At 71.8% G+C, this 13759-nt stretch carries 17 protein-coding genes; 15 read left to right on the top strand and 2 right to left on the bottom strand.

All coding sequences use genetic code 11. The annotated features are described in order from the left end of the window. Positions 1–52: 52 nt before the first annotated feature. Positions 53–892 (bottom strand): arylamine N-acetyltransferase family protein, encoded by an 840-nt coding sequence (locus tag ACFQQL_RS04075; protein WP_382391510.1) that lies wholly within the window; start codon positions 890–892, stop codon positions 53–55. 231 nt (positions 893–1123) lie between these two features. On the opposite strand from ACFQQL_RS04075, the gene ACFQQL_RS04080 reads away from it, so the two are divergent. The 5 genes from ACFQQL_RS04080 to ACFQQL_RS04100 are packed head-to-tail and all read left to right on the top strand — an operon-like array spanning position 1124 to position 6765. Further along, complete coding sequence (locus tag ACFQQL_RS04080; RefSeq protein ID WP_382391512.1) at positions 1124–2170, top strand: autoinducer 2 ABC transporter substrate-binding protein; 1047 nt, start codon at positions 1124–1126, stop codon at positions 2168–2170. Positions 2171–2227: 57 nt separating this feature from the next. Beyond that, a complete protein-coding gene (locus tag ACFQQL_RS04085) occupies positions 2228–3769 on the top strand; it encodes a sugar ABC transporter ATP-binding protein (protein WP_382391514.1) in 1542 nt (513 codons plus the stop codon). Beyond that, the gene (locus ACFQQL_RS04090; protein ID WP_382391516.1) at positions 3766–4752 is read left to right on the top strand and encodes an ABC transporter permease; all 987 of its coding nucleotides are present in this window, start codon (positions 3766–3768) and stop codon (positions 4750–4752) included. The genes ACFQQL_RS04085 and ACFQQL_RS04090 overlap by 4 nt, the downstream gene beginning before the upstream one ends. Then, on the top strand, positions 4749–5873 hold the full coding sequence (locus ACFQQL_RS04095; protein ID WP_382391518.1) for an ABC transporter permease: 1125 nt from the start codon (positions 4749–4751) through the stop codon (positions 5871–5873). The genes ACFQQL_RS04090 and ACFQQL_RS04095 overlap by 4 nt, the downstream gene beginning before the upstream one ends. Before the next feature lie 37 nt (positions 5874–5910). Further along, positions 5911–6765, top strand: a complete 855-nt coding sequence (locus ACFQQL_RS04100; RefSeq protein WP_382391520.1) for a sugar phosphate isomerase/epimerase family protein — start codon at positions 5911–5913, stop codon at positions 6763–6765. Between the two features lie 21 nt (positions 6766–6786). On the opposite strand, the gene ACFQQL_RS04105 is transcribed toward ACFQQL_RS04100, so the two are convergent. Then, entirely contained in the window at positions 6787–7608 is an 822-nt protein-coding gene (locus ACFQQL_RS04105) for an SDR family NAD(P)-dependent oxidoreductase (RefSeq protein ID WP_382391522.1), read from the bottom strand. A gap of 181 nt (positions 7609–7789) precedes the next feature. Between ACFQQL_RS04105 and ACFQQL_RS04110 the strand changes: the two genes are divergently transcribed. Genes ACFQQL_RS04110 through ACFQQL_RS04155 form a run of 10 tightly spaced genes read left to right on the top strand, consistent with a single transcriptional unit; the run spans position 7790 to position 13744 of the window. Next, positions 7790–8431, top strand: a complete 642-nt coding sequence (locus ACFQQL_RS04110) for a hypothetical protein (RefSeq protein WP_382391524.1) — start codon at positions 7790–7792, stop codon at positions 8429–8431. 37 nt (positions 8432–8468) lie between these two features. After that, positions 8469–9383, top strand: a complete 915-nt coding sequence (locus tag ACFQQL_RS04115; protein WP_382391526.1) for an SRPBCC family protein — start codon at positions 8469–8471, stop codon at positions 9381–9383. 22 nt (positions 9384–9405) lie between these two features. Next, positions 9406–9885, top strand: coding sequence for a gas vesicle protein GvpJ (gvpJ, locus tag ACFQQL_RS04120; protein ID WP_382391528.1), 480 nt, complete (start codon positions 9406–9408; stop codon positions 9883–9885). Next, positions 9882–10631 (top strand): GvpL/GvpF family gas vesicle protein, encoded by a 750-nt coding sequence (locus ACFQQL_RS04125; RefSeq protein WP_382391530.1) that lies wholly within the window; start codon positions 9882–9884, stop codon positions 10629–10631. The genes gvpJ and ACFQQL_RS04125 overlap by 4 nt, the downstream gene beginning before the upstream one ends. Next, the gene (locus ACFQQL_RS04130; protein ID WP_382391532.1) at positions 10631–10885 is read left to right on the top strand and encodes a gas vesicle protein GvpG; all 255 of its coding nucleotides are present in this window, start codon (positions 10631–10633) and stop codon (positions 10883–10885) included. Before ACFQQL_RS04125 ends, ACFQQL_RS04130 begins: the two co-directional genes overlap by 1 nt. Beyond that, positions 10882–11205 (top strand): gas vesicle protein GvpO, encoded by a 324-nt coding sequence (locus tag ACFQQL_RS04135; RefSeq protein ID WP_382391534.1) that lies wholly within the window; start codon positions 10882–10884, stop codon positions 11203–11205. Before ACFQQL_RS04130 ends, ACFQQL_RS04135 begins: the two co-directional genes overlap by 4 nt. Positions 11206–11210: 5 nt before the next feature. Next, positions 11211–11708, top strand: coding sequence for a gas vesicle protein (locus ACFQQL_RS04140; protein WP_382391536.1), 498 nt, complete (start codon positions 11211–11213; stop codon positions 11706–11708). A gap of 7 nt (positions 11709–11715) precedes the next feature. Continuing rightward, on the top strand, positions 11716–12642 hold the full coding sequence (locus ACFQQL_RS04145; protein WP_382391538.1) for a gas vesicle protein: 927 nt from the start codon (positions 11716–11718) through the stop codon (positions 12640–12642). After that, positions 12639–12962: a gas vesicle protein K gene (locus tag ACFQQL_RS04150; protein ID WP_382391540.1), complete on the top strand. Its 324-nt coding sequence runs from the start codon at positions 12639–12641 to the stop codon at positions 12960–12962. The genes ACFQQL_RS04145 and ACFQQL_RS04150 overlap by 4 nt, the downstream gene beginning before the upstream one ends. Next, positions 12959–13744 carry a GvpL/GvpF family gas vesicle protein gene (locus ACFQQL_RS04155; RefSeq protein WP_382391542.1) on the top strand — a complete coding sequence of 262 codons (786 nt, stop codon included), beginning with the start codon at positions 12959–12961 and terminating at the stop codon, positions 13742–13744. The genes ACFQQL_RS04150 and ACFQQL_RS04155 overlap by 4 nt, the downstream gene beginning before the upstream one ends. Positions 13745–13759: the final 15 nt, after the last annotated feature.

The raw sequence follows: 13759 nt of genomic DNA on the forward strand, positions 1-13759 counted from the left end.
CCCGACGTTCCCGAGGCCTACGTCATGCCGGCCGCAGGTCCTGCCCGGCGCCTCAGGTCGTGCCGGCACGCGAGCGCAGCTCGGCCACGCGGGCCACCAGCCGGTCCTCCTCCTCGGGCGTCAGCGGCACGCCCAGCTCGTGCAGCAGGTCGCGCAGCTCGCCGTCGCGCAGCTGACGGTGCTCGGTGGGCCGGCCGGGCCGGCGGACCGTGACGGCGTCCGTCGAGACCGACGTGTGCCGGTCCGGCCCGTGCATGGTGAGCATCAGCCCGGTCGTGAAGTGGTAACCGGGGAACGTGCTCGTGAAGTAGTGCCCCATGACCGTGTCGACCGGGCGGACCTCGAGCTCGTCGGTGTTGTGCATGACCTCCCAGCCGCCGTCCCGGTGGCGCTGCAGCTGCCAGCCCCACTGCGTGTCGAGCAGCCGGTACCGCCAGCCGAGGTGGCCCTCCTCCGCGCCGTCGGCGATCGGGATCGGACGCATGAGGCTCAGCCCGAATCCCGGGTCGCACAGCAGCCGCTCGCCGTCCAGCACCACCTCCACCGTCATGTGGGTCCGGCCCTGCATCGTCCCGGCCGCGGGATCGCCGACCCGGCCGAGGTGGCGCCGGACCTCATAGCCCAGCCGCTGCAGCACGGCGGCGAACAGGGTCGAGTGCTCGAAGCAGTACCCACCGCGGCCCCGTCCGACGAACTTGCCCTGGACCGCCTCCAGGTCCACGCCGGGATGCTGGCCGAGCAGCACGTCGATGTTGTCGAAGCTGAACGTCCGCACGTGTCGCTCGTGCAGCTCGTCGAGGGCCGACCGGCTCGGCACGCGGGGCGGCAGGTCCACGCGTGCGAAGTACCCCTCGAGGTCCAACCGGTCCACGCCCCACAGATCCTCTGCCATGGAGCGAATCCTGCTGGCTGGCGCCCCGAACGTCACCCGATCAGCACCTCCGACCGCCGGTGTGTCGCCCACGTGGCCCGGCCGCGAGCCCGGGCCCTGCGTCGTCGTCCCGCAGACCGGAACCCAATCGCCGCTGGTGGGACCGTTGCGGGAGTATGTTGCGCGAGAGGCACGCATCACGTGCCGGCACAACTCGTCCAGACGCCGACGTGGCCGTCGAGGAGGTTCATCATGAGGATCCGTAGCGCTCGCGCTGCCGTGGTCGCCACGGCGGCGGCCGCCCTGGCCCTTGCCGGCTGCACGGAGAGAACCGACGGCGGAGGCGGCGGTGGCGAGGGTGACGCCGGCGGGAACGGCGGCGACGAGCAGGTCACCGTCGCGTTCGTCCCCAAGATCCAGGGTATCCCCTACTTCGAGGCGATGAACACCGGCGGCCAGGCCGCCGCGGAGGAGATCGACGGCCTGGAGTGGTTGTACCAGGGCCCCACGACGGCGGACCCCGCCGAGCAGACCGACATCGTCCGCTCCCTCATCCAGCAGCAGGTCGACGTCATCATCGTCGCCCCGAACGACCCGGACTCGATGGCTCCGGTGCTGCAGGAGGCGCAGGACGCCGGCATCCACGTCGCGACGTCCGACACGGACGCGCCCAGCTCCGTCCGGGAGGTCTTCGTCAGCCAGGCGTCCGCGCAGGGCATCGGGGAGTACGTGGTGGACACGCTCGTCGAGGCGATGGGCGGCTCCGGCCAGTTCGCGATCGTCTCCTGCGGCGAGACCGCCGAGAACCTCAACACCTGGATCGAGGTCGAGCAGGAGTACACCGAGTCGGAGTATCCCGACGTCGAGATCACCGAGGTCGTCTACGCCGGCGAGGACCAGGCCCGCGCCACCGAGATGGCCACGGACCTCATGAACGCCAACCCGGAGCTGAACGGCCTGGTCGGCCAGTGCACCACCTCCGCGCCCGGCGTGGCGCAGGCCGTGCGGGACGCCGGCCGGATCGGCGAGGTCTTCACCGTCGGCGTCGGCACCCCGCAGTCGATGGTGCCCTATCTGGAGGACGGGTCCTCCTCCGGCTCGATCCTGTGGGACGTGGAGCACCTCGGCTACCTCACCGCATGGGCCGGCGTGCAGCTCGCCCGCGGCGAGGAGTTCCAGGCCGAGAACGACGTCAGCGAGGACATCACCGGTGTGACGTTCGACGAGGAGACCAAGGAGCTCCTGCTGGGCCCGCCGCTGGTGCTCACCGAGGAGAACGCGAGCGACTTCGACTACTGACGGACCGGGGGCCGCCGCCCGGCCGACGGCCGGTCGGCGGCACCGAGGAGCACACCCATGCACACCGTTGCGGAGACCCCGCTGCTCACGCTGAGCGGGGTCACCAAGAGGTTCGGCGGCGTCCAGGCGATCCGGCACGCGGACCTGACGCTCCTGCCGGGGCAGGTCCACGCGATCGTGGGCGAGAACGGGGCGGGCAAGTCCACGCTCATCAAGATCCTCTCCGGCGCCGAGCAGCTCGACGACGGGACGATCACCTTCGACGGCGCCGAGACGCACGTGCGCGGACCGTCCGGCGCCATCGACCTCGGCATCGCCACCGTCTACCAGGAGGCGCAGCTCTTCGGTGAGCTCACGGTCGCGGAGAACATCTTCGTCGGCCGGGAGATCCGCCGTCGTGGCCGGGTGGACTGGGTCGAGCAGAACCGCCAGGTCGTCGAGCTGCTCGGTCGCCTCGACCTGCCCGCCTCGCTGGCCACCCGGGAGGTCAGCACCCTCTCCGCGGCGGAGCAGCAGCAGGTCTCCATCGCCAAGGCGCTCTCCCGCGACGCCCGGGTCCTCATCCTCGACGAGCCCTCCGCGATCCTCACCCAGGCGGAGATCGAGGTGCTGTTCACCGCCATCCGCCGGCTCGCCGAGCAGGGCGTCGCGATCATCTACATCACCCACCGCCTCGACGAGCTGTTCTCGATCGCCGACGTGGTCACCGTCATGCGTGACGGCTCCACGCTCGGCACCTACGAGCTCGCCGAGATGGACGTGCGGCGCATCGCCGAGCTGATGGTCGGCGGGGAGATCCTCGAGGGCCGGCACGACCGCGAGCCGGCCGGGGGCCAGCCGCGCCTAGCCCTGTCCGGCCTGACCTCCGCCGGCCGGTTCGAGGGCATCGACCTCACGGTCGCGGCCGGGGAGGTGGTGGTGCTCTACGGCCTGGTCGGGTCCGGCGTCGCCGAGATCGCCTCCGCCGTGTACGGCGTGGAGGAGATCACCGGGGGGACGCTGACGCTCGAGGGGGACTCGATCCGGCCGCGCTCGCCGCGGCACGCGCGGTCCCTGGGCATCAACCTGCTGCCGGCCAACCGCAAGCTCGGCGGCATGTTCACCTTCCAGTCGGTCGCGTTCAACATCTCGGTCGGCAACCTGGGGGTCTTCCGGCGGCTGGGCGCCTGGATGGACCGCGGCCGGGAACGCGGCGTCGCCCGCGACCTCATTGCGCGGCTGGCCATCAAGACGCCGGACGAGCGCACGCCGGTCGGGAGCCTCTCCGGCGGCAACGCGCAGAAGGTCGTCCTGGCCCGCCAGCTCGTCGAACGGCCAGCGGTGCTGCTGCTCGCCGAGCCCACCCAGGGCGTCGACATCGGCGCGAAGGAGGAGATCCACCTCATCGTCTCCGAGCTCGCCGACGCCGGCACCGCGGTGCTCGTGACGACGTCGGACCTCGGGGAGGCCATCCGGATCGCCGATCGCCTCGTGGTGATCCGCGAGGGACGCGTCTTCGCCGAGTTCCCCGCCCGCGCGCGGCAGTCCGAGGTCCTCGCCGCCGCGGCCGGCCAGCGTGACGACGTCGACGGTCCTGGCTCCGGTGAGGTGGCCTCGTGATCGGCGCGCTGCGCCGGCGGGAGCGGATCCTGCCGCCTCCGGTGACCGGTCAGGAGATCGTGCTCGTCGGCGTCATCGCCGTCATCTGGGTGCTGCTCACGCTGCTGACCCCCGCGTTCGGCTCGGCCGACTCCATCCAGCCGCTGCTGGTCCGGCTGGCGCCCATCGGCGTCATGGCGGTCGGGATGACCCTCGTCATCGTCTCCGGCGGCATCGACATCTCCGTGGCCGCCTCGCTCATGGTCTGCAGCGTCGTCACCGCGAAGCTGCTGGTCGGCACCGGGCTGCCGATGCTGCCGGCGCTCGCCGTCTCGGTCGCCCTCGGTGGTCTGCTCGGCGCCGTGAACGGCCTGCTCATCGCGTACGGCCGCGTGCACGCCATCATCATCACCTTCGGCACCGCGAACATCTTCCAGTTCATCGGGCTGCGGATCTTCGACTCGCAGACCGTGAACAACATCCCGGCGACCTTCGCGTTCCTCGGCCGGGGCGAGGCCGGCCGGACCCTCGAGGTGCCGCACAGCTTCGTCCTGATGCTCCTCATCGTCGCGGTCGCCTGGTGGTACGTGCGGCACGCCGCGAGCGGCCGGCACTACTTCGCGATCGGCGGGGACCAGGCCTCCGCGCGGCTCGCCGGCATCCCTGTCGAGCGCCGGGTCATGAGTGCGTACGTCGTCACCGGCGCGCTCGTGGGCCTCGCCGCCTGCATGACGCTCGCCGGCGGCACCGCGACCCTCGACCAGAACGTCGGCGTCGGTCAGGAGCTCGCGGTGATCGCCGCCGTGGTCATCGGTGGCACCTCGATCATGGGCGGACGGGGCTCGGTGCTCGGCAGCGTCCTCGGGGCGCTGCTGGTGCAGACCGTCCGCTCGGGCGTCACCCAGCTCGGGTGGCCGTCCCAGCTCGCGAACCTCTTCGTCGGCCTGTTCATCGTGATCGCGGTCGGCACCGACCTCGTGCGCGAGAGGAGGCGACGCCGATGAGCCCGACCGGCAACGAGAGGCCCGGCCAGGCCACCTCGGACCGGACGCCCACCGGTGAGCCGGCGAGCGCCGGGCCGCACGCGGAGGGCGTCGGTGGCCGCGTGCTGCGGGCCCTGCTCACCCAGCGTCTCGTGCTGCTCGCCGTCCTGGTGGTCCTGGTCGTCGTCGTGATGTTCGCGCTCGACGCCGCGGGGCGCCTGTCCGCCTCGTACAACTTCGACTACATGTCGGCGGTCCTCATCAACGCCGTACCGCTGACGATGCTCGCGCTCGCCGAGCTCGTCGTCATCGTCTCCGGACGCGGCGGGATCGACCTCTCGGTGGGCTCGATCGTGTCCCTCGCCGGGATGTTCTTCGGCTTCGCGTACGGCCTGTGGGGGTGGAGCCTGCCCCTGGCGCTCGCCGCGACGGTCGTGGTCGGGGGTCTGCTCGGCGCGGTGAACGGTGTGCTGGTCGCCTACCTCGGGTTCCCCCCGCTCATCGCGACCCTGGCGACGTACTACGCGTACTGGTCGCTCGCGCTGGTGGTCAACGCCCAGCGGCCCATCAACTCCCCGCCGATCCAGGGTCTGTACGACCTGTCCCGAACGGTGGAGCTGCCGCTCATCGGGCCGTACGTGCCGCTCGTGCCGTTCGGGGTCTTCCTCTTCCTGCTCCCGACGGTCGTCGTCGTGTGGATCCTCGTCTCACGGCTGCTGTACGGCCGCAGCCTGTACGCGATCGGCACCAACGACGTCGCCGCGATGTGGGCGGGTCTGGACGTGCGCCGCACCAGGGCCTGGGCGTTCGTCGTCTCGGGCGCGATCTCCGGGCTCGTCGCCGTCGTCACCGTCTCCCAGTTCGCCTCCGCCCGGCCGGACGCGGGGACCGCCGGCAACGGGATGGCGCTGCCCGCCATCACGATCGCGGTGCTGGGCGGGGTCGCGATCACCGGCGGGATCGGCCGCGTGGCCGGCGTCGTCCTGGCCGCGCTGCTGGTGGTCTGGCTGGACGCCGGGATCCTGCTGCTCGTCGCCGGCAACATCGCCTCCCAGGTCCAGCTGCTCGCGCTGGGCGTCATCCTCGTCGGCGCCGCCCTGCTCAACGGGGTGACCTCGCGCCGGTACGGCCTGAGCACGTGACGGGCGTGCGGAGCACACGAGAAGAAGGAGTGGTCCCATGAGGTTCGGCATCCACAGCATGGTCTGGGTCGGCGACTGGAGCGAGGCGAGCGCCCGCTTCGCCATCGAGTCGAGCGCGAAGGCCGGCTACGACCTCATCGAGCTCAGCGCGATGGACCCGTCTGTCTTCGACGTCGAGATGACGGCACGGCTGCTCGCGGAGAACGGGCTGGGCGCGACCGCGTCACTCGGGCTCGACGCCGCCACGGACGTCTCGAGCGAGGACGAGGAGATCGTCGCGGTCGGCCGGCGCCGCCTCTTCGACGCCCTGCACCTGGTGCGGGACGTCGGCGGGGACATGCTGTGCGGCGTCATCTTCTCCGCACTCCGCAAGTACGACGAGCCCGCCACGGAGCGCGGCGTCGCGCACTCCCAGGCCGTCATCGCTGACCTGGCGGACGAGGCAGCGGCCTCCGGCATCCGCCTCGGGCTGGAGTTCTGCAACCGGTACGAGACCAACATCCTCAACACCACCGAGCAGACCCTCGCCTACATCGACCAGGTCGGCCGGGACAACGTCCTGGCGCACCTGGACACGTACCACATGCACATCGAGGAGCGGAGCATGCGGGACCCGGTGCTCGCCGCCGCGCGGGCCGGACGCCTCGGGTACGTGCACGTGGGGGAGTCGCACCGCGGTCCGCTCGGCACCGGCAACGTGCGCTGGGACGAGTTCCTGCCCGCGCTCACCGAGGCCGGGTACGACGGCGTGGTCACCTTCGAGTCCTTCTCCTCGGAGGTCGTGCACCCCGCACTGTCCAGCACGCTGGCCATCTGGCGGAACCTGTGGAGCGACAACCACGAGCTGGCCAGGCACGCCCGGGACTTCCTCGCCGACCGCCTCGAACGCTGACCCACCCCGGCGCGCGAGTCGTCAATCGTGTGCCGAGTCGTCAATCTTGTGCTCTCCGTCGCGGCGTCCATGCTCCTCGACGAGGTGCTGCATGAACCGGAACGGCCCGGCGAGCAGCCCGCCGTCGACCGGGAGGGTCACACCGGTGATCCACAAGGCCTCTGCCGAGGCGAGGAACGCGACGGCGGCCGCGACCTCCTCCGGCTCGCCGATCCGCCCGAGCGGGTAGAGGCGGGGGAGCAGCGCGAGGCTCTCCTGCTGGTCGTCCCAGGCCCTGGTCCGGATGCTGGCCGGTGCCACGACGTTCACCCGGATCGCCTCCGGTCCGTGCCGGACGGCGAGGTTCTGCGCGAGGTTGCTCAGCCCGGCCTTCGCCGCCCCGTAGCCCTCACCGCCGACCGCGGCGAGCCCGTTCACGGAGGAGACCATCACGACGGCGGCACGCGCGCTGGCGCGTAGCAGCGGCAGCGCGGCGCGGACGCTGCGCACGACCCCGGTGAGGTTGAGGTCGAGCTCGGCCTCCCACTGCTCGTCGTCCAGCTGCGTCAGGTCCGGCGAACCGATGGCGCCGCCGGCCACCGTGACCAGCTGGTCCAGACGGCCGTAGGCCTGCGTGACGGTGCGCAGCGCGCCGTCGACCGACTCCCGGTCCCGGACGTCGCAGCGCACCGCCAGTACGCGCTCGCCGAGGTCGGCGGCGAGCCGGTCGGCCGCGTCGAGGTCGTGGTCGGCCAGCACGACCGTCGCGCCCTCACCGTGCAGCCGGCGGGCCACCGCTGCCCCGATGCCGTGCGCGGCACCGGTGACGAGCACGACCTGCTCCTGGAACCGCACCCTCGGCACACCCTTACGTCGTCGCTCCTGCCTCGCTGCCGCGAGCGTGCCGTCATCGTCGCACGGCCGGCCGGCACTCCTCTCGCCGCGCGTACCCGCCGACCCTGTGTCACTCTGCAACGACGGGGGGTGGAAGACAGCAGCCGCGGGTCATGTCCGCGCCGTAACCGAGATCGCTGAGAGGTTCGAGATGGACCAGAAGCTCAAGCTCGCCGGACTCGTGCTCGGCGGCTACGTCCTGGGCCGCACCAGGAAGGGCAAGGCCGCGCTGATGCTCGCCGCGGCAGTGGCGGGCAAGCAGCTTCGCGCAAACCCCGACCAGGTGACTGCCGTCCGTGACTCCGTGCTGGCGTCACCCGGGGTGAGGCGGCTGACCGGAGAGGCGACGGGACGCCTCGCCGACGCCGGGAAGGCCGCGGCGGCTGCGGCGGTCACCCGGAGGGTCGAATCCCTCAGCGCGAACCTTCGTGCGCGGACCGAGCAGCTGAGCGGGCAGGCCGCTGAGGACGAGGACCAGGAGGACCAGGACCGTTCGGAGGTCGGTGCCGAGGAACCGGACGAGGAGCAGACGCCGGCCGAGGACGAGCAGGCCGAGGACGAGCCGGCCGAGGACGAGCCGGCCGAGGACGAGCCGGCCGAGGACGAGCCCGCAGCGGAGAAGACGGGCAAGGGCTCCTCCAGTCGCAGCAAGGGCTCCTCGAGCGGCGGCCGGGGCACGTCTTCCGGTGGCACGCAGAAGAAGACGTCCGGCACCACCAAGAAGTCCTCCAGCAGCCGGAGCGGGTCCTCCGGGACCAGGAGCAAGCAGTCCGGGTCGCGTAGCCGTTCTTGAGCGAGCCGCGACGACCGACGGGAAGGGACCACCAGCGATGAACGCCAAGTCTGCGCAGGGGGCCGGCAAGGAGGCCGGAGGCCACCTCCTGGCCGATCTCAAGGAATCGGCGACGAACTACGCCAAGGCGCTCGGCGGCCACGCCGTCGGCCGCCTCACCGACAAGGTCAGTGACGTCTCCGACCGCCTCACGGCCTACGCCGAGGGTGGTGGCGGCGCCGCCGGCTCCGCAGCGAGCGAGGGTGCCGAGAAGCTGGCCCAGGGCGACTCTCCGGTCAAGGCGGGCGTCGCAGCCGCTGTCACCGGACTGAAGGAGAAGGTCAAGGGCGCCGTCGGCGGTGGGGGCGAAGACCGCAGCAGGTTCAAGTTCAACAACATCGTCGAGAGCATCGACGTCGGGGCCCCGGTCGACGTCGTCTACGACGCGTGGACCGCGTACCAGAGCTGGCCCGACTTCATGAAGAAGGTCGAGCACGCCGACCTCGACGAGGACGCCGGCGAGGTGACCCTCGGCGGTCAGGTCCTGTGGTCCCACCGGCAGTGGAAAACCACCATCACGGACCAGGTCCCCGACCGCCGGATCGTGTGGGAGTCCTCCGGCCAGAAGGGCCACATCAGCGGCGTGGTGACGTTCCACCCGTTGGCCGACGACCTCACGCGCCTTGTGCTCGTGGCCGAGTACCGCCCGCAGGGGTTCGTCGAGAAGACCGGCAACATCTGGCGGGCCGCCAACCGGCGCATCCGGCTCGAGCTGAAGTTCTTCGTCCGGCACGTGATGCGCGACGTCGTGCTGCACCCCGAGGACACCGAGGGTTTCCGTGCCGAGATCGAGGACGGCGAGACCGTCCGGACCCACGAGGAGGTCCTCGAGGACGAGCAGGCCGCGGGCGAGGAGCCCGTTGACGCCGATGAGGAACCCGAGGACTCCGACGACCACGACCGAAACAGGTAAACCCACCACCAGGGAGGGAAGCATGAGCGAGGTCACCACCACCCGGCGGCGCGGCAGCTACGTCGAGCGTCCGACTCCGTCGTCGTTGGCGGACGTCGTCGAGGTCATCCTGGACAAGGGGCTCGTCATCGACGCCTACGTCCGCGTCTCGCTTGTGGGCATCGAGGTGCTCACGATCGACGCCCGTATCGTCGTTGCCAGCGTCGACACGTACCTGCGGTTCGCGGAGGCCACGAACCGCCTCGACCTGACGGAGCAGAGCCGTGACCTGCCAGAGATGGTCGAAGACGTCTCCCAGAGCGGCAGCAGCGGCAAGACCCAGGGCATCCTGGGCGGGGTCAAGGAAGCCCTGACCGGCTCCGACTCCGAGGACGAGAACGACGACGAGGGCGGCCAGGAGGAGGAGCAGTCCGAGCAGCCGCGCCGCTCGAGCCAGCGGGAGACCAGGCAGCGCTCTGCGTCGACACGGCGCCGTAGCACGTCCGGGAGGAGCTCGTCGTGACGGCCCCGGCCGAGCAGGGACAGCGGCTGCTGTATCTGTACGGCTTCGTGCTGCCGGGAACCGTGGTCCCCGAGGACCTGACCGGGATCGACGGTGGCGCGGTGCGCCTTGTCGACCTCGGGCGCGTCTCGGCGCTGGTCTCGGAGGTGCCGGACGCCGAGCTGATCGGCCTGCCAGCCGAGATACGCGCGCATGCGAGCGTCTTGGACGCCGCGGCACAGGCGGGCCCGGTCCTGCCGGTGCAGTTCGGCACCGCGATGCCCGATGCGGACTCCCTCGCCCCGGCGGTCGCCGGCGAGCAGGACGAGTACGTCGACGAGCTGCACCGGCTGGCCGACGTCGTGCAGCTCGCCGTCCGCGCCCGGTACGTCGGCGAGACGGTGATGGCCGAGCTCGTCGAGGAGGACCCGGAGATTCGGCAGCTCCGGGAGGCAACGCGAGGCCGGGACGAGGACTCCACCTACTACGAGCGGGTGCGCCTCGGGGAGCTCGTCGTCGCAGGGTTCGACCGGAAGCGTGCCGAGGACGCCGCCGCGCTCCAGGACGAGCTGGCGCCGTACGTCGCCGACCTCGCGGTCCGCGAGCGCGCGGAGGTCGAGGACGTCCTCGACGTCGCGGTGCTGGTCCGGCGCGCAGAGGTGGAGCACTTCGAGGACGCGCTGGAGGGGCTCGCGGCACGGACAGTCGGACGGATCACCTTCCGGCTGGTCGGGCCGCAGGCACCGTACGACTTCACGGAGTCCTGATGGGACTGCTGTGGGAGTTGGTGTCGCTGCCCCTGGCGCCCGTACGGGGCACCGTGTGGGTCGCCGAGCAGGTGCGCGACGAGGCGGAGCGTGAGTACTACGACGCGGGCAAGATCCGCCGGCAGCTCGAGCGGGTCGAGGAGGCGCGCACGAACGGCGAGATCGACCCGGCCGAGGCCGAAGCCGTCGAGGAGGCACTTGTCGCCAGGCTGGTGGAGGCGAACCGCCGGGCCCGGCAAGGAGGAGGACGATGAGCGAGACCAAGACCGACGACCAGGACACGGACGCCCGCGACGACCGCTCCGGCGACGACACACCACGCCTCGGGGCCAGGAAGGCCGCGCGGGCGGCCCTCGAGCAGTTCGGCGCGCTGAGCAACCGCGACGTCGAGGGCGTCGTCGCCGTCGAGCGCGACGGCGGAGCCTGGACGGTGGTCCTCGAGGTCGTCGAGGACGCACACGTCCCGAGCTCGGCGGACGTCCTCGCCGAGTACGAGGTGCAGCTGGACGACGACGGCGAGCTGATCGCCTATCGACGCGGTGAGCGCTACGTGCGCGGCCGCGCGGACAGGTGACGCGCATGACCGCCGAACGGACATCGGAGGGCAGCTTCCCCATGGAACGCAGCAGCGGGCCCGGGAACCGCCTCGCCACCGGGACCGGCCGGCAGCTCGAGCCACAGCGCGAACGCGAGGGCACGCTCGCCCACGTGGTCGAGACCCTGCTCGACAAGGGCCTGGTCCTCAACGCCGACATCATGGTCTCCGTCGCCGGGGTCGAGCTGCTCGGCATCCGCATCCGCGCCGCGCTGGCCTCCTTCGACACCGCGGCGCGCTACGGGCTGGAGTTTCCGGCGGGCACCGACACGGGGACCGTCGCCTGGCGCGAGGCCATCGAGCCGAAGGAGACCTGCCCGAGCTGCGGCAAGACCGCCCCGACGGCGCAGCTCCTCGAGGAGTATTGCCCCTGGTGTGGGTGGCAGAGCGCCCGGGTGCTGCGCGGGGGCGAAGGCGGCGGTGAGAGCGACCGCCAGTTGACCGACGAGCAGGCGCAGCGGGCCGGCGACCGTGACGAGTGAGACCACCGTGACGAACACCCGCGGCCTCGAGCCCACTCGCGACCCGCGCACCACACTGCCGGACCTGCTCGAGGTGCTCCTCAACAAGGGCGTCTACCTCGACCTCGACCTCATCATCTCCGTCGCCGACATCCCGCTCATCGGGGTCAATCTGCGCGCGACGATCGCCGGCATCGAGACCATGCTCGAGCACGGGATGATGCGCGCCTGGGACGAGCAGACGCGGGCCTGGGTGCGACGGTCGCTCTCCCGGAACGTCCCCCTCGCCGAGGGCGAGGACCTCGTCACCCGGATGGCGGGTGGTCACCGCCAGGAGGAGCCGTACGTCACCTGGCGCCCAGGCATCGTCTACCTGACCACGCACCGGCTGCTCGTCTGGCGCGCGGACCCGCGCGAGGTGCTCTGGCAGGCAAACCTGGCCGACGTCACCGATGTGAACCTACGGACCGAGCGCAGCGTCGGCGGCGAGGACCGCCGCCGGGTCGCGGTGACTACCTCGGCAGGGACGAGCGTGCTCTCCGCGGCGGCGCCGGACCGGCTGGCCGACATGGTCCGGCAGACCGCGGGCGTGGGGGAGCACACCGTGCCGCCGTCGTCCCCCGGGACCGCCCCGGCGCTGGAGGGGCGCGTCTGGTACCAGGAGGTGCTCGCCGGCGGAGCCACCTGGCGCGGCGGCACCTGCACCGTCTCGCGCACGGCCGGGCTCACCTGGCGCGGGACCCTGGACACCCGGCCCGCCGTCCGGTTGCGGCCCGAGGACATCGTCTCCGTCGACGTCGTCCGGGGTCGGTCACCCACCGGGCGGTCCGTGGTGCGCGTCCTCGGCCCGGGCGGTACCGTCCGGCTCGCCACCGACGACGACGCCCGCTGGGTCCGCGAGCTGCGGGCACTGAGCGGCGCGCCGTCGGCCCAGCGAGAAGGAGGCGCCGCATGACGCTGAACGTCGACGAGAAGAGCCTGAAGAACGGCGTGCTCACCTTGGTGGTCACGCTCGTCGAGGTCATCGAGGAGTCGCTGGAGAGCCAGGCGCTGCGCCGAATCGAGGGCGGCGAGCTCACCGAGGAGGAGCAGGAGCGCCTCGGGCAGGCGCTGCTGGATCTCGAGGACGCGCTCGAGCAGATCAAGGACGACCACGGCCTGACCGAGTCGGTGGCGGACCTGCGCCGCGGCCTCGACGACGTCGTCGACGACGTCGTGGACAAGCTCGTCAACCCCTCACGCTGGGCCGACGAGGCCGTCGGGGGCCGCGAGTGAGCGGCCCGGGCCTGTACGTCTACGCGATCACGGACGGCGCACCCGGAGAGCTCGGCACCGGCCTCGACGGCGCCCCGGTTCGGCTCGTCACGCCCGCTGGCGGCCCGTCGGCTGTTGTGCACGAGCACGACGGAGGGCCCTACGAGGGGCCCGACGACGACGTGCGGCGCTGGGTGGTCGAGCACAGCGACGTCGTCGACCGGGTCTGGCAGGGCGGGAGCACTGTGCTGCCCGTCAGCTTCAACGTCATCGTCGCCGCCGCCGAGGACGCACCCGCGCAACGGCGGCTGGAGGACTGGCTCGGCACGCATCAGGACCGGATCCGGGCGCGGCTCGCGGCGCTCGCGGGCCGGGTCGAGCTGCGCGTGGAGGTCGGGCTCGACCAGCGGCAGGTCGGAGAGGGGCACCCGGACCTCGAGGCGGCCCGCCGGGAGATGGCGGACCGTACGCCAGGTGTGCAGAGGCTACTGCGCAAGCGCCTGGAGCAGCGCGAGCGCGAGGTGGCTGACGCCCTCGCCGACGAGCTGTACCAGGACTACCGGCGGCGTCTGGCCCGCCTCAGCGAGGACCTCAGTGAGAACCGGGGCGCCCGGCCGGAACCCGGCACCGTGCCGGTTCTGTCCGTCTCGCTGCTCGTCCCGGCCGACGACGTCTCCGCCGTGGGCCGCGAGCTAGCCGCTATCCAGGACGAGCAGAGCGCCGCGCGTATCCGCTACCTCGGCCCCTGGCCGCCGTACTCCTTCGCCGAGCTCCCGGGGGTGGCCGGTCCGGCCGCCTCGTGACCACTCTCACGGGCC

Origin of the sequence: Georgenia alba (assembly GCF_042665525.1) — a bacterium.
Taxonomy (GTDB): domain Bacteria; phylum Actinomycetota; class Actinomycetes; order Actinomycetales; family Actinomycetaceae; genus Allobogoriella; species Allobogoriella alba.

Bases quoted from the DNA above. Each gene is read 5' to 3' on its own strand.
- ACFQQL_RS04075 (WP_382391510.1), bottom strand. From the start codon at position 892: ATGGCAGAGGATCTGTGGGGCGTGGACCGGTTGGACCTCGAGGGGTAC.
- ACFQQL_RS04080 (WP_382391512.1), top strand. From the start codon at position 1,124: ATGAGGATCCGTAGCGCTCGCGCTGCCGTGGTCGCCACGGCGGCGGCC.
- ACFQQL_RS04085 (WP_382391514.1), top strand. From the start codon at position 2,228: ATGCACACCGTTGCGGAGACCCCGCTGCTCACGCTGAGCGGGGTCACC.
- ACFQQL_RS04095 (WP_382391518.1), top strand. From the start codon at position 4,749: ATGAGCCCGACCGGCAACGAGAGGCCCGGCCAGGCCACCTCGGACCGG.
- ACFQQL_RS04100 (WP_382391520.1), top strand. From the start codon at position 5,911: ATGAGGTTCGGCATCCACAGCATGGTCTGGGTCGGCGACTGGAGCGAG.
- ACFQQL_RS04110 (WP_382391524.1), top strand. From the start codon at position 7,790: ATGGACCAGAAGCTCAAGCTCGCCGGACTCGTGCTCGGCGGCTACGTC.
- ACFQQL_RS04115 (WP_382391526.1), top strand. From the start codon at position 8,469: ATGAACGCCAAGTCTGCGCAGGGGGCCGGCAAGGAGGCCGGAGGCCAC.
- gvpJ (WP_382391528.1), top strand. From the start codon at position 9,406: ATGAGCGAGGTCACCACCACCCGGCGGCGCGGCAGCTACGTCGAGCGT.
- ACFQQL_RS04130 (WP_382391532.1), top strand. From the start codon at position 10,631: ATGGGACTGCTGTGGGAGTTGGTGTCGCTGCCCCTGGCGCCCGTACGG.
- ACFQQL_RS04135 (WP_382391534.1), top strand. From the start codon at position 10,882: ATGAGCGAGACCAAGACCGACGACCAGGACACGGACGCCCGCGACGAC.
- ACFQQL_RS04140 (WP_382391536.1), top strand. From the start codon at position 11,211: ATGACCGCCGAACGGACATCGGAGGGCAGCTTCCCCATGGAACGCAGC.
- ACFQQL_RS04150 (WP_382391540.1), top strand. From the start codon at position 12,639: ATGACGCTGAACGTCGACGAGAAGAGCCTGAAGAACGGCGTGCTCACC.